Annotated in this window: 8 protein-coding genes; 5 read left to right on the top strand and 3 right to left on the bottom strand. The window is 73.2% G+C overall.

Annotated elements, in window-relative coordinates; all coding sequences use genetic code 11:
• Positions 1-99 precede the first annotated feature (99 nt).
• On the bottom strand, positions 100-2,772 hold the full coding sequence (locus ACH4XV_RS25230) for a beta-glucosidase (RefSeq protein WP_395793472.1): 2,673 nt from the start codon (positions 2,770-2,772) through the stop codon (positions 100-102).
• A gap of 61 nt (positions 2,773-2,833) precedes the next feature.
• Here ACH4XV_RS25230 and ACH4XV_RS25235 point away from each other — a divergent pair, with 61 nt between their 5' ends.
• Positions 2,834-3,475: a TetR family transcriptional regulator gene (locus ACH4XV_RS25235; RefSeq protein ID WP_395793474.1), complete on the top strand. Its 642-nt coding sequence runs from the start codon at positions 2,834-2,836 to the stop codon at positions 3,473-3,475.
• A 7-nt stretch (positions 3,476-3,482) separates the two neighbouring features.
• On the opposite strand, the gene ACH4XV_RS25240 is transcribed toward ACH4XV_RS25235, so the two are convergent.
• Both ACH4XV_RS25240 and ACH4XV_RS25245 read right to left on the bottom strand, forming a co-directional pair.
• Positions 3,483-5,780, bottom strand: a complete 2,298-nt coding sequence (locus ACH4XV_RS25240) for a hypothetical protein (protein WP_395793476.1) — start codon at positions 5,778-5,780, stop codon at positions 3,483-3,485.
• A gap of 150 nt (positions 5,781-5,930) precedes the next feature.
• The gene (locus ACH4XV_RS25245; RefSeq protein ID WP_395793478.1) at positions 5,931-6,833 is read right to left on the bottom strand and encodes an alpha/beta fold hydrolase; all 903 of its coding nucleotides are present in this window, start codon (positions 6,831-6,833) and stop codon (positions 5,931-5,933) included.
• 263 nt (positions 6,834-7,096) lie between these two features.
• On the opposite strand from ACH4XV_RS25245, the gene ACH4XV_RS25250 reads away from it, so the two are divergent.
• From ACH4XV_RS25250 to ACH4XV_RS25265, 4 genes are read left to right on the top strand one after another with little or no spacing between them, the layout of a single operon-like run.
• Positions 7,097-8,431, top strand: coding sequence for a hypothetical protein (locus tag ACH4XV_RS25250; protein ID WP_395793480.1), 1,335 nt, complete (start codon positions 7,097-7,099; stop codon positions 8,429-8,431).
• Positions 8,432-8,435: 4 nt separating this feature from the next.
• Positions 8,436-10,778: an ATP-binding protein gene (locus tag ACH4XV_RS25255; RefSeq protein ID WP_395793482.1), complete on the top strand. Its 2,343-nt coding sequence runs from the start codon at positions 8,436-8,438 to the stop codon at positions 10,776-10,778.
• Complete coding sequence (locus ACH4XV_RS25260; RefSeq protein ID WP_395793484.1) at positions 10,771-13,770, top strand: ATP-binding cassette domain-containing protein; 3,000 nt, start codon at positions 10,771-10,773, stop codon at positions 13,768-13,770. Before ACH4XV_RS25255 ends, ACH4XV_RS25260 begins: the two co-directional genes overlap by 8 nt.
• Before the next feature lie 3 nt (positions 13,771-13,773).
• Positions 13,774-14,727, top strand: a complete 954-nt coding sequence (locus ACH4XV_RS25265) for an alpha/beta hydrolase (protein ID WP_395793486.1) — start codon at positions 13,774-13,776, stop codon at positions 14,725-14,727.
• The last annotated feature ends 102 nt before the right edge of the window (positions 14,728-14,829 follow it).

The following is a 14,829-nucleotide window of genomic DNA, read 5'->3' on the forward strand; positions in this document are numbered from 1 at the left end:
GGTGGGTCCGGCCTTCGGCCGAGCGTTCTCAAACGCCGGCCGGGCTGGGGTTGTGGTTTGAGTGTTTTGGCCCGGCCGGCATTTGAGGTGGGGAACTGCTCAGTCGGTTGTGGGGGTGGGGATTGTCAGGGTTGTGGTTAGGGGGAGGTTGGTGCTGGAGCTGCCTATGTGCAGGGTGTATGTGCCTGGTTCGGTTTGGGGGCCCTTGCCCGGTGCCCAGTGCTGGAAGGCTCGGGACGGGATGTGTAGGTCGACTGTGGTTTCCGTGTTGGGGTCCGCGGTGGCGTGGGTGTAGGACGCCAGCCACGAGACCGGGCGTTCGACATTGCTGTCGGGGCGGCTCAGGTAGGCCTGGATGAGGTGGCGGCCTGGGCGGGTGCCGGTGTTGCGGACCGTTACCTTTGCCACGAAGTCCGGGCCTGACACCAGGGTTTCGACTGCTACGTGGGTCCATGTGGTCCAGCCGAGGCCGTGGCCGAACGGGTAGGCCGGGGTCGCGCCTGCCAGGGCCCAGCCGCGGTGGCCGATGTGGATGCCCTCGGTGTAGTCGAGGCGGCCCGCGATCGGCGTGGTGGTCAGGACCGCCGGGTCGTCCTCGTACGCGGGCCAGGTCACCGGGAGTCGGCCGCCCGGCTCGACCCGCCCGAGCAGGACGTCGGCCAGCGCCGCGCCGAACTCCTGCCCGGGGAACCAGGCGACCAGGATCGCCGCGACCTCCGACCGCCACGGCAGCAGTACGGGAGAGCCGCTGTTGAGCACCACGACCGTGTTCGGGTTGACCTCGGCCACCCGGCGGATCAACTCGTCCTGGCGGCCCGGCAGGGACAGGTGGATGCGGTCGCGGCCCTCGCTGTCGCTCTCCTCGGTGCTGCCCACCACCACGATCGCCACCTCGGCGTCGGCCGCGACCGCGACCGCGTGCGCCAGGTCCTCGTTCTCATGCGCCGCCGGCGGGTCCACGCCCAGGACGAACCCGGTGCCCGGGCGTTCCAACGCGAACTCGTGGCGCAACCGCAGTTCGACCTCTTGGCCGGCCTTGAGGTCCAGTTCGGCCCACCGCTCGGGCGGGGTCAGGATGCCGCCGAGCGGATCGTCGGTGACCAGGTCCGCGTCCACCACCACCACATCGTCCGCGGCCAGCCGGAAACGGCCCACGCCGGCCACCCCGATGCGGTGCGGTCCGTCCTCGCCGACCTCCAGGACACCGACCGCCTCGATCGCCACGGCCCGCGCCACGACCGGATCGTCCAGCCACAACAGCCTTCCGCCGCCCCGCAGTTCCTCGTGCAGCACGTCGCCGTCCGGGCCGAGAAAGCGCACCCGCAGGCCACGCGCGCCCGACTCCGGGTCGCGCACCTCGGCCTCGGTGACCGCCGGCAGGCGATGCCGGATCCGGGCGCCGACGGCGTGCTCCACCCGTACCTCGGGCCCGAGCGCCGCCCGCAAGCCCGCGAGCGGGCCGACCGTGTACGGCGGGATCACCGTCGCACTGCCGCCGCCCTGGATCCGCGGCGTGTCCGCGTTGGGCCCGAGCACCGCCACCCGGCGCAGCCGGCCCGGATCCAGCGGCAGCGCCGTACCGGTGTCGCGCAGCAGTACGATGCCCGCCGCGGCGGCCTCGCGCAGCAGCGCGGCCGGCTCCGGCGCGGGGGCGGGCGCGGACGGGGTCGGGCGTACGCCGTCGAGCGCGCCGACCCGGGAGGCGAGGAGCAGCAGGTGCCGCACCTTGTCGTCGATCGCCCGCTCCGGCACCCGTCCGTCCCGGACCGCCGCCACCAGGGCGGCGCCCCAGGGCTGGTCCGGACCCGGGCCCGGCATCGCCAGGTCCAGGCCCGCCCGCGCGGCGCCTTCGGTCGAGCGGGTCGCGAACCAGTCCGAGACGACCAGCCCGTCGAAGCCCCACTCGGTGCGCAACGGCGTTTCCAGCAGCGGACTTTCGGTCATCGTCACGCCGTCGACGGAGTTGTACGCGGCCATCAGCGCCCAGACGCCGCCCGCGCGCACGATCTCCTCGAACGCGGCCAGGTGCACCTCGTGCAGCGCCCGCTCGGACATTCGCACGTCGACCGAGTAGCGCTCGGTCTCCGAGTCGTTGGCGGTGTAGTGCTTGACCGTGGCCGCCACGCCGCCCGACTGCACGCCGCGCACCAGGGCCGCGCCGATCCGTCCGGACAGCAGCGGATCCTCCGAGTAGCACTCGAAGTGCCGCCCGGCGTACGGGCTGCGCTGGAGGTTGACGGTCGGGCCGAGCACGACGTCCACCCCCTTGCGGCGCGCCTCGCCGGCGAGCAGTACGCCGACCCGCTCGACCAGTTCCTCGTCCCAGGAGGCGGCGAGCGCGCTCGGGCAGGGCAGCGAGGCGGACGGCTCACGCTCGTCGAAACGTTCGCCGCGCACGCCCGCCGGGCCGTCGCACAGCACCATCTCGCGCAGTCCGATCGCCGGTTCGGCGGCGGTGCGCCAAAATCCCGAACCGGTGAGCAGTCGGACCTTGCGTTCCAGATCCAGTTCCGCGAGCGCGGCCTCGATCCGCGCGTGCGGGTCGACGACCGGCGCGTGCGGATCGGAGACCGACGCAGCCGGCTCCGAGACCGGCGCGTGCGGGTCCGACTCCCGGGCCCGGGCTTCCGGCGCGCGGGGATCCGGTCCACGCTGATCCGGCACCCGCAGCGGGGCCGGTGAGTCGATTTCGGGTGACGCGGCGGCGCCGTACGCCGTCGCGACCGGGGGCAAGGGGTGGGTGCGGTCATCATGACCGTTGGCCTGCGACACGAGGGGCACACTACATTCAATACATTCCAGCTGGAATGCTTTCGCGAGGGGAGCCGGACGGATGTCGGATCGCACGGGGGCGCGGGGCCCGTACGCGCGAGGAGTCGCACGACGGCAGGAGATCGTGCACGCGGCCCTGGAGGTCTTCGCCACGCGCGGGTACGACGCGGTGTCGCTGCGCGAGATCGCCGCCCAGGTGGGCCTGTCCCATACCGGGCTGCGCCACCACTTCGCGTCCAAGGAGGACCTGCTCACGGCGGTGCTGCGGTACAAGGACGAGTTGACGCTCACCCCGGACGAGCCGGTCGACGTCTCCGGGATCGCCTGGGTGCGGGCGAGCCGGGACGTGGTCGCGCTCAACGCCCGGCAACCGCTGCTGATCCGGCTGTTCGCCACGTTGTCGGTGCAGGCCACCGATCCGGCGCATCCGGCGCATACGTACTTCGTCGAGCGCTACCGGATCGCGCGGGAGATCGCCACGCGGCACCTGGCCCAGGCCCGGGACGACGGCGACATCGCCGCCGACGTGGACGCCGAGCACTGCGCCGAGTTGATGTTGGCCGCGATGGACGGCTTGCAGGTGCAGTGGCTGCTCGAACCCGATCGGGTGGACATGGTCGCCGCGTACGGGCAGTTCCTGGACCGTTTCCTGGCCGTGCTGGCCGTTCCGCTGCCCGAGGACGGCGGAACGGCGCAGCGGTAGCCGGGGATCAGCCGGTCGAGCGCGCGATCGTGTGCCGGCCCGCCGGGTAGGGCCGGCCCGCGTGTACGAAGGGCAGCGGGCTGTCCACGGTCAGCTCCGTCGGCGTCACGACCACGCCGATCGGGCCGGCCGGGCTCGGCACCGCGCCCTCGGCCCGGGTCAGCCGACCGAGCGCGGGTTCGATCCGGGCCACCGCGAACCCGGGCTCGGCCGGCTCGACGCCCAGCACCCGGGTCATCAGGTCGCGGGTCGGCGTCGAGGACCAGCCGTGGCTGACCGTGCCGCCGTACCAGGTCTCGCTCCACGAGGTGTCGCTGCGGTCGAGCAGGACGAGCCAGTCCAGGCACAGGTCCGCGATCAGGTCGGCCCGCCCGGCCAGGGCCAACGCGTCGTGCACGACGTAGCGGAAGAACGGCTGGGCCCGGACCACCTGCCGATCGGTGTCCCACCACGGCGCGGGCGGCCCGGCACGCAGGTGCGCGCCGCCGACCTCGGTGTCCGAACCGGGCTCCGCAGGACCCTTCGGGGCGCTGAACGCGGCGTGTACGAGGGCACTTTCGTCGGTGAGCACGTGCACCAGGCGATCGACCCGCGCCGCCGGGACCAGGCCGCCCACCAGTGCCGCCGCCTGCCCGTGCTGGGACGCCATCGGGCGCCGCTCGCCGTCGGCGATCGAGTCGGCGTAGCGCTCGCGCTCGGGATCCCACAACCGCTCGAACCCGGCCGCCAACCGGGCGTGCGCGGCGCGCGCCCACTCGGCCCGGGATTGATCGCCGAGCCAGGACGCCAGTTCGGCGAATTCGAGCAGCGCCCGACCCCACAACCCGCACAGCGCGGCCGAGACACCCTCGGTGTGCACGGCCGACCAGTCGATGATCACCCAGCCGAACACGTCGGTGGGCAGCCCGGATTCGTCCAGGAACGGGACGAACCAGCGCAGCACCCGCTCGACCACGGGCAGCAGTTCGGCGATCTCCTCGCGGTCGCCGACATAGCGGTACAGGTTCCACACCGAATGCACCCAGTGCAGTGCCCAGTCCGGGATGACGGTGAAGTCGGCCCACTCGGCGTCGCCCGCCACCGCCATCGGCAACATGCCGTCCGGGCGCGGCGACGCGGCCAGCCGGGGATGCCAACGGGCCAGCCGCCAGTCTGCGTTGGTGGTCAGGTCGACCATCTGGTGCACCACCGCGTCGCCGGTCCAGGCGCGCTGTTCGCGGGTGGGGCAGTCGAGGTAGGCGTCGGCCGAGCACAGCGTCACCGTGCGCCGGCCGATCCGCCAGATCTGCTCCAGGCGCGGGTCCGAGCAGGCGAACCACGCGTCACCGGTGACCGGATAGGTGCGTTCGCGGACCGCCACACCGTGTACGACGACGCCGTCGGCTGCCTCGACGAGCGCGCCGCGCAGCCCGTAGGAGTCGACGGATTCGAGGGCGCGGCGGGTGCCGTCGGCGGTCGTGGCCAGGCTCGCGTCGTGTTCGCCGGGCGCGGGCCGCCCGGTCGGGTCGGTGAACTCGGCCGTGTGGACCAGCACTTCGGCGCCCGCCGGGCCGCTCGCGTCGACCACGAGCGTGCCGGAGAGCACCCGGTCGGCGGTGTACGCGCCGTCCTCGCCCGGGGCCAGCGCGATCAGGCGCGGTCGCGGCCAGGCGATCGGCCGGCCGCCGAACGGGCCGCCGGGGTAGCTCGGCGGCTCGGGGCGACCGGGCTCGCCGGTGGTCATCGCCCGCCGCACCACCGCGGCGGGCCAGCCGGGGTCGCGGTCGGGTCGCTGCCAGTCGGCGGGCAGCGCGCGGGCGTCGAGCAGTTCGCGCCCGCGCCCGGAGACGCTGCCGCCGCCGGGGGTGGCGGTCCAGCCGGACAGGACCCGGCCCTGCCAGCGCTCGTCGGTGTGGAACCAGCTGTCCGGGCCGAGCCGGGCCTCCAGGACGAAGGCGCCGTGCACGAGGTCGTTGGCGAACGGCGACGGCGGCAACCACCACGCCGTGGGGCCGTCGTGTACCCACGCGAGCGCCGTGACGACGTTGGTGCCCGGGCGCAGCGCCGGGGCCAGATCGAGGTCGTCGTACGGCCGCATGCGCGGATTCGCGCGCACCGGCCCACGGGCCACCTCGACCCCGTTGACGGCCAGCGCGTAGCCGGACAGGGCGACCAGGCGCGTGGGCACCCGCTCGGGGACCCGGTCGAGTTCCAGGACGGCCCGCAGCGCGACGGTGTGCCGCCCGGTGGGCGGGCCGTCCGGCGACTCGGCCCAGATCCATCGGGCCCGCCAGCGTCCGGGCGGAAAGTCGATATCGGCGATCACGCGATCGTTCCTTCGTGTCGGGGAGGTGGGTGCGGCCGGGTCGGGGAGGCGAGCAGGGCGCACCCGTACGCCCTGGGCACTCGTACGCCCGGGGCGGGCACCGGGGGCCGGCCCGGCGGCGCGGAGCCGCCTGGGGCCGCCGGAGGGGGTCTAACGGGCCAGATGCTCGCGGACCGCGGCCAGCCACTCCTGCGGCTGTTCGGTCTGCGGGCTGTGTTTGGCGCCGGCGATCACCCGCAGCCGCGCGCCCGGGATGCCCGCCGCGAACTGTTCCGCCGCGCCGCGCAGGCGCCGGTCGTGTTCGCCGACCACGACGGTGACCGGGCAGGAGACCTCGGCCAGCCGGCCGACCAGCGACGGGTACGTGCCGAGCGCCTGCGCGCAGCCGACGAACGCGGCGCGGTCCATCCCGGCCAGCGCCCGGGACTGCCGCTCGCGGCGGGCCATGTCCTCGGGCGAGGCGTCGGCGGGCGCGCGGGTGAACGGTTTGAGCAGCGTGAGCAGCGGGCCGAGGCCCCACCGGCCGACCACCGCGTTCAGACCCCGGCTCAGCACCCGCTGGACGCCGGTCGAGGTGGGTTCGGCGGCGGTGTCCATCAGCACCAGCGAGCGCACCCGGTCGGGGTGGGCCAGCGTGTAGCGCAGCGCCAGCACACCGCCCATCGAGTGGCCGAGCAGATCGAACGGCTCGGGCAGGATGCGCTCGGTGAACGACTCCAGGTCGGCCGCGAGATGGTCGAAGGTATAGGCCGACCGCTCGCCGAATTTGGCGCTGTCGCCGTGCCCGCGGTGGTCGTACGCGAGCACCCGACGATCATGGGCGAGCAGCGGCGCCACGCCGTCCCAGTCGGCGGCGCTGCCCGCGAATCCGTGCAGCAACAGCAGCGGTGCCGCACCGGATCCGGGGTCGCCCGAGGGCAGGTCGCGATACCGCAGATCCGCCGCCGACCAGGGCGAACGGGGTGGGTCGGGGTGATGCGCTCGGGCCTCGCCGCGGGTACCGCCGGCGAGGAGTCGGGATGATGCCGTCCACGAAAGCCTTCCATCTGGCATGTATTCGATGTTAGCGTCCCGCCGTCGTGATGTGACACACAAATCCCCCGGATTCCCGACGGCCCGGACCTCGCGCCCACCGTCTCGACTCCCGATCCGCCGTCGCCCGTCGGTGCTCCCCGGCATCGCCCCCACCTCCGCCCGCACCACCCGAACCCGCGATCCGAACCCGCGGCCCGAACCCGCGGCCCGAACCCGCGATCCGGACCCGCGATCGAACCACCGTTGATCCATTGCTTCCTTTGAAGGACAGGTGAGCCGTTGTGTTGCTCCGAGGAGACGGACCCGCTCCCGCGCGACGTATCGCTGTAGGCGTCCTGCTCGCCGCCTTCGGCCTGACCGCCGCGGCCGGCTGCTCGGTCGAGAAGACGTCGGACGCCAAGAAGCCCTCGGGCCCGGCCGCCGCCCCGAGCGGCCCGGCCCGAGGCGTCACCGACACCACCGTCAAGCTCGGCGTCGCCGCCACCGACCCCGCCCAGCTCAAGGCCTTCGGCGTGCCCACCGAGGGCCCGGCGAGCAAGGACCTGTACGCCGCCTGGGTCGCCGCGCAGAACAAGCGCGGCGGCGTCCAGGGCCGCACCATCGAACTCGCCTTCCGCCCGTTCCTGCCCACCGGCCCCGCCGAGGCGCAGGCCGCGTGCGTGGAACTGAGCGAGGACAAGAAGGTCTTCCTGGCCATCGGCATCCTCACCGGGGACACCCCGCTGTGCTTCACCGAGACGCACGGCACCCCCTACCTGGGCCAGTGGGGCCAGTCCGCCGAGCGCGACCGCCGCTCGAAGGCCCCGTTCGTCGCCCTGGAGATGGCCGACGACCGGCAACGCGCCGCCGCCGTCAAGGCGTTGCTCGACCAGAAGTCGTTGCAGGGCAAGAAGGTCGCGCTCTACTGGGAGGCCCAGGACGCGGCCGTCACCAAGAACACCGTCAAGCCGCTGCTGGACGCGGCCGGCGTCGACGTGGTCGTGCAGACCCCGCTCGACGACTACGGCAAGGACCAGGCCGCCGGCGACCAGGCGTTGGACACGCTGGTGCAGAAGATGCGCTCGGCGGGCGCGGACACCATCCTCAACACGTCCAACTTCTCCAACCTGATGATCGCGCTGCAACGCGCGAACTGGCTGCCGGAGCAGGTGTACGCCACCTCGGCCCAGGCGCTGAGCCCGGCCGTGGTCAAGACCACCGGGATCAAGCCCGCCACCATGGAGCGGGTGACGGTGGCCGCGCCGTACATCCCGACCAAGGCCGAACTGCTGGCCGATCCCGGGCTGACCGCGTGTGTCGAGGAGTACAACGCGGGCGGCGCCGGCGAGAAGTTCGACGCCGGCGCGGCGAGTCGCGAGGCGCTGAGCGCGGTGGCCAACTCGTGCGCCGCGTTCCGGCTGTTCGTCCAGGCGTCCGACGCCGCCGGCCGCGACCTGAACGCCGCGTCCTGGCAGCGCGGCGCGGAATCCCTGACCAAGCTCACCCTGCCGGGTATGCCGCTCGCCTCGCTCGGCGCCGGCAAGCACAGCGCGGGCGACGCGGTCGGCGTATTCCGCTGGGACGCGGCGCAGAGCCAGATGCTCCCGGCCGGACCGCCGATCTCCGCCGTCAAGTGAGCCCGTGACGGCACGCGAAATCCCGAGAAAGGCCCAGCACATGGACGGCGGCACCGCCGCACCCCAGCGGGACGGCACCGGAGGCGAGCGCGGCGATCTGGCCGACCTCGCCGGTGCGGTCCTGGACGAATCACCCCCGACGGCCGCGCGACGGCCGTCGGGCCGGTCGCGGCGGTCCGCCGGCGGCGCCGACACCACCGTCCCCGGTGTCGACCCGGCCGGCAAACCCCCCGCCGAGAGCCCGACCCTGCGGCAGGGACTGCGTCGCGGCGGCACCTCGGTGTTCACCGTGCTGCTGATCCTGACCGCGCTCGACGAACTCGAAGGCGCCGCACTGGCGGTGCTCGCCCCCGACATCCGGGACAGCCTGGGCGTCGGCAACGGCACAATCGTCTTCCTCGGCGTCGCGGCGGGCGCGTTCACCGTGCTCGGCGCGGTGCCGATGGGCTGGATCGCGGACCGCTTCCGGCGCGGCCCGGTGATCGGCGCGTCGACCGCGTTCTTCGCGATGATGGTGTTCCTGTCGGGCTTCGCGATGAACGCGTTCATGTTCTTTTGGACCCGTTTCGGCGCGGGGGTGGCCAAGTCCAACAGCGGTCCCGTGCAGGGGTCGTTGCTCGCGGACACCTACCCGATCGGGATCCGCGGCCGGCTCGGCGCCTCGATCGGGGTGAGCGGCCGGCTCTGCGCGGTGCTCAGCCCGCTGGTGGTCGGCGGGATCGCGGCGGCCGTCGGCGGGCCCGACGGCTGGCGGTGGGCCTACTACCTGCTCGGCCTGCCGGTGGTGATCTTCGCCGCGTTCGCCTTCTTCCTGCCCGAACCCCCTCGCGGGCAGTGGGAGAAGACCGACGTGCTCGGCGAGGTGATCGAGGACGAGAACCCGCCGCCGATCTCGATCGAGGCGGCGTTCGCCCGGCTCGGCCGGATCCGCACCCTCAAGACGGTCATCCTCGCCTTCGCCGCCATGGGCTTCGGCCTGTTCACCACGCCCGTGCTCGGCAACCTGTTCCTGGAACAGGAGTACGGCCTCGGCGCGTTCGAGCGCGGCATGGTCGGCACCGCGGGCGGCGTCGCCGGGTTGCTCGTGCTGCCGTTCGTCGGCCGCTACTACGACCGGCGGTTCCAGGAGGACCCGGCTCGCGCGCTGCGCTTGATCGGGCTGCTGATCGTGCCCTCGGCGCTGTTCGCGCCGCTCCAGTTCTTCGCCCCCAATCCGGTGTTGTTCGCCGTCTTCGGGGTGCCGCAAGTGGTGCTGCTGTCCTGCGCGTTCGCGCTGATGGGTCCGCTGATGCAGACGATCGTGCCGTATCGGCTGCGCGGCCTGGGTACCGCGATGGCGTCGATCTACGTGTTCTTCATCGGCGCCACCGGCGGCGGTCTGGTCTCCGCGCCGCTGATCGACGGCTTCGGTCCGCGCACCGCGGTACTGATCACCCTGGTCCCGGCCACGATCATCGGCGGCCTGCTGATCATGCGCGGCGCCGAGCACGTGCACGGCGACCTCGCGCTGATCGTCGCCGAACTGCACGAGGAGCAGGCCGAACACGAGCGCCGGCAGGCCGAGCCGGACCGGCTGCCGGTGCTCCAGGTCAACCACGTGGACTTCTCCTACGGCCAGGTGCAGGTCCTGTACGACGTCGGCTTCGAGGTGCGCCGCGGCGAGGTGCTGGCCCTGCTCGGCACCAACGGCGCGGGCAAGTCGACCATCCTGCGGCTGATCGCGGGCCTGGCCACGCCCGAACGCGGGGTGATCCGGCTGAACGGACGCACCGTCACCTTCGTCGCCCCCGAACAGCGGGTGCGGATGGGCATCGTGTCGCTGGCGGGCGGAGCGGGGGTGTTCCCGGGGATGAGCGTGCGGGAGAACCTGGAGATGGGCGCGTACATCCACCGCGCCGACCCCGACCTGGTGCGCGAGCGCATCGAGCGCTCGCTCGCGCTGTTCCCGCGCCTGGTCGAGCGGGCCGACGAGCCCGCCTCGGCGCTGTCGGGCGGCCAACAGCAGATGCTCGCGTTGGCCATGGCCCTGCTGCACGACCCCGAGGTGTTGCTGATCGACGAACTCTCGCTCGGCCTCGCCCCGGCGATGGTCGGCGAACTCCTCGAAGTGATCGAACGGCTTCGGGCCGAGGGACTGGCGATGATCGTGGTCGAGCAGTCCCTGAACGTGGCGATGTCGATCGCCGACCGGGCGCTGTTCCTGGAGAAGGGCCGCATCCGGTTCGAGGGCGCGGCGGCCGACCTGGCCGAACGCGACTTCGTCCGGGCGGTGTTCCTGGGCGGCGACACGGGAGCGGACACCTCGCACGAGCGCAGCGCATCCGGAAAGAGCGTCGACCATGGCTGACCTGATGACCCGCCAGATCGCCTTCGACGGTCTGGTCAACGGCCTGGCGATCGGCCTGATCGCACTCGGCGTGGTGCTGGTGTACCGATCCAGTCGGGTGATCAACTTCGCGGTCGGCAACCTCGGCGTGATCGGCGCCGCACTGCTGCCGCTGGCCGTGATCAACTACGGTGTGCCGTTCTGGGCCGCGCTGCTCGGCGCGCTCCTGGTCGGCACGCTCGCCGGCACCATCGTCGAACTCGCGGTGATCCGCCGCCTGTTCCACTCCGCCCGGGTCACCGTGCTGATCGCCACCATCGGGGTGGCCCAGGCGTGCGTGGCCGCGGTGCGTTCGCTGCCCGACGTGGACGGCGCGGTCCGGGCGAGCTACCCGGTGGCCATCGACGCCCAGTGGCAGATCGCGGGCGTGCGGGTCACCGGCGCCCAGGTGTGCGTCCTGGTCGTGGTGCCCGTCGTGGCCGGCGCGCTGACCTGGTTCCTCGGCCGCACCACCCGGGGTCGGGCGGTCACCGCGTGCGCGGAGAACCCGGACCTGGCCCGCACCGTCGGGATCAGCCCCAAGATCGTGTCCACCGTGGTGTGGACCATCGCCGGCCTGCTGTCCACGCTCGCGATGATCCTGATCGCAGGCCAGTCGGGCCGGGTCTCGGCCACCGCCGACCTGGGCCCCAACACCATGGTGCGGGCGATGGCCGCCGCGGTGATCGCCGGACTCACCTCGTTCCGCTGGTCGATGCTCGCGGGCGTGCTGATCGGCGTGCTCCAGGCGGCCGTTCGGTTCAACTTCGTCGAACAGACCGGCCTGGTCGACTTCCTGCTGCTGTGCGCCGTGGTCACCGCGGTGTGGGTGCGCGCTCGGCGCGACGCGCGCACCGACCAGCGGGCCGGAACCCGGGCGTTCGCCACCGGACCACGACCGGCCCCGATCCCGGAGCGGTTGCGCGGGGTGTGGTGGATCCGGCACATGAACAAGCTCGCGCTGATCGTGCCGCTGCTGATCGCCGTACTGCTGCCGCTGGTGGTCACCCAGGCCTCCCGGCACCTGCTCTACGGCACGATCCTCGCGTTCGCGATCTGCGCCTGCTCGCTCACCGTGCTCACCGGCTGGGCCGGGCAACTCTCGCTCGGCCAGATGGCGTTCGCCGGACTGGGCGCGCTCACCGCCGCCGCGCTCACACGCGGTGTGTCGATCGACATCGGCGGCGACCGCACCATCGCCTTCCAGGCCCTGCCGTTCGCGCCCTCCGTGCTGCTGGCCGCGCTGGTCACCGCCGCGCTGGCCGCGATCGTCGGCGTCGGGGCGCTGCGGGTGGACGGCATGCTGCTCGCGGTCAGCACCTTCGCGCTCGGCGTCGCCGCGGCGGCCTACCTGTACCGGCGCCCGTTCCTGACCGACGGCAACGCCTCCTCCGTGCCGATGCCCAGGGGCGACCTGTTCGGCCTGGACCTGGCCGACGAACGCACCTACTACTACGTGCTGTTGGTCGTACTGATCGTGGTCCTGGCACTGCTCGCCCGACTGCGCGCCCACGGCATCGGGCGGCGCACCATCGCGGTACGGGACAACCCGGAGGCCGCCGCGGCCTGCACCGTGCCGCCGCTGCGCACCAAGGTCACCGCGTTCGCCCTGTCCGGCGCGATCGCCGGCCTCGGCGGGGCGCTGCTCGCGGGCAGCGTGCAGAGCGTGCCGCTGACCGAACGGTTCTTCCAGGTGTCGGACTCGTTGACCCTGGTGGCGATCGTGGTGATCGGCGGGCTCGGCTCCACGATCGGTCCGGTGATCGGCTCGGTGTGGGTGGTCGGCCTGCCGGCCTTCTTCCCCGGCAATGCGCTGGTACCGCTGTTCGCCTCCAGCATCGGGCTGCTCGTCCTGCTCCTGTACTTCCCCGGTGGGCTCGCGCAGATCGGCAACGCGGCCCGCGCCGCGCTCCTCGACTGGGCCGAGCGGCGGCTCCCCGACCCGAGCGGGGCGGCGGCATCCGCGTCGGCGTCGACGCATGCGCCGAAACCGGAACGTCCCATGCGGGTTCGGGAGCGGGCCGAGGCGTCCGCCGCGCCCGACGGAGCAGCCGCGCCCGACGCGCCCGTGCTGGTCACCCGCGACGTGTCCGTGCGCTACGGCGGCAACACCGCCGTCGACAAGGTGTCCGTCGAGCTGCGCCCCGGCGAGATCCTGGGCCTGATCGGCACCAACGGCGCGGGCAAGTCCACGCTGCTCAACGCGATCGGCGGCTTCGCGCCGGCCACCGGCTCGGTCGAACTGCTCGGCCGAGACGTCTCACGCCTGGCCCCGGCCCGGCGGGCCGCGCTCGGCCTGGGCCGCACCTTCCAGGCGGCCCGGCTGTTCCCCGAACTCACGGTGCGGGAGACGGTGCTGGTCGCGTTGGAGGCGCGCGGTCGATCCGGGCTCGCGGGCACCGCGCTGTTCCTGCCCACCGCCACGCGCGCCGAACGCCGGCGGCGGACCGAGGCCGCCAACCTGATCGACCTGGTCGGCCTGGGCCGCTACGCCGACACCCCGGTGGCCCGACTGTCCACCGGAACCCGGCGCATCGTCGAGTTGGCCAACCTGATCGCGCTCGACGCGAAGGTGTTGTGCCTGGACGAGCCGACCGCCGGCGTCGCCCAGCGCGAGACCGAGGCCCTGGGTCCCCTGCTGCTGCGGCTGCGCCGGGAGTTGCACGCCGCGATGATCGTGATCGAGCACGACATGCCGTTCATGATGTCGATCAGCGACCGGCTGTACTGCCTGGGCGCGGGCCGGGTGATCAGCGAGGGCACGCCGGAGGAGGTGCGCTCCGACCCGGCGGTGATCGCCGGCTACCTGGGCACCGACACCCGCGCCATCGACCGCTCCGGAGCACTCGGCGCCGGCGCCCCCGTCGCGCCGCGACCCGTTTCCGTTTCCGTCGCTGCCCCCATCCCCGACCCCGCTTCTGTTTCCGTTCCCGCCCCGCCGCACCTCGCGGCCGATCCCGCGCCGGAGAGCTGACCCATGCCCCTGGACCCGCCGATCCAACGCATCATCGACCTGCTCGCCGACCACCGTTCCGCCGACCCGCCGCCGGGTACGCCGGCCGAGCGGCGCGAACTCGCCAACGCCACGATGCGGCTCGCCTTCACCGGTCGCCCCGACGACGTCACCGCGACCGACCACCGGATCCCGGTCCCGGGCGGCGAGATCACCGTGCGCATCCTGCGTCCGGCCGGACTGCCCGCCGTCGCACCGGCGTTCTACTTCATCCACGGCGGCGGCTGGTTCCAGGGCGACCTGGACACCGCCGAGGTGGAACTGGGTCCGATCACCGCGCAGGTGGCCTGCGCCGTGGCGCTGGTCGACTACCGGCTCGCGCCCGAGCACCCCTACCCGACACCGCTGGAGGACTGCGTCGCGGGCTACACGTGGCTGCACGCCCACCACGCCGAACTGGGCCTGGATCCGAACCGGATCGCGGTCGGCGGCTGCAGTGCGGGCGGCAACCTCGCCGCGCTGCTGTGCCTGGTCGCGCGCGATCGGCAACTGCCCATGCCGGTCGCGCAGTTGCTCGACGTACCCGGTGTGGACCTGACCCGGATGGAACCCTCGGCCGGCCCGGAGGCGACCGCGGACCTCGGCGGCCTGACCCCCGAGGCCTGCAACGAGTTCTTCGACCTGTACCTGCCCGAGGGCGTCGACCCGCGCGACCCGCGCGTGTCCCCGCTGTTCGAGCCGGACCTGAGCGGACTGCCCCCGGCGGTGATCACCATCGCCGAGCACGACCCGTTGCGCGACCAGGGCGAGCGCTACCTGACCCGGTTGCACGAGGCGGGTGTACCCGCCGCCGCCTTCCGCGTCCTGGCCCACCTGCACGGCGGCTGGGTCATCCCCGGCACCGTCACCCACGCCCTCGTGGGCGACCTGCGCGCGGCGTCGGTACGCCGCGCCCTCGGCGGCACGCTCGCCCCCTGACCCCGGCGGCGTGGCTGCGGTCCCCCGACGGACGACCGCAGCCACGCCCCGGCCCGCTTCACCCTCATCACCCCCGATCCACCGTCCCCGACGAAACACGCG

It is taken from the genome of Embleya sp. NPDC020630 (assembly GCF_044334985.1).
GTDB lineage: Bacteria > Actinomycetota > Actinomycetes > Streptomycetales > Streptomycetaceae > Embleya.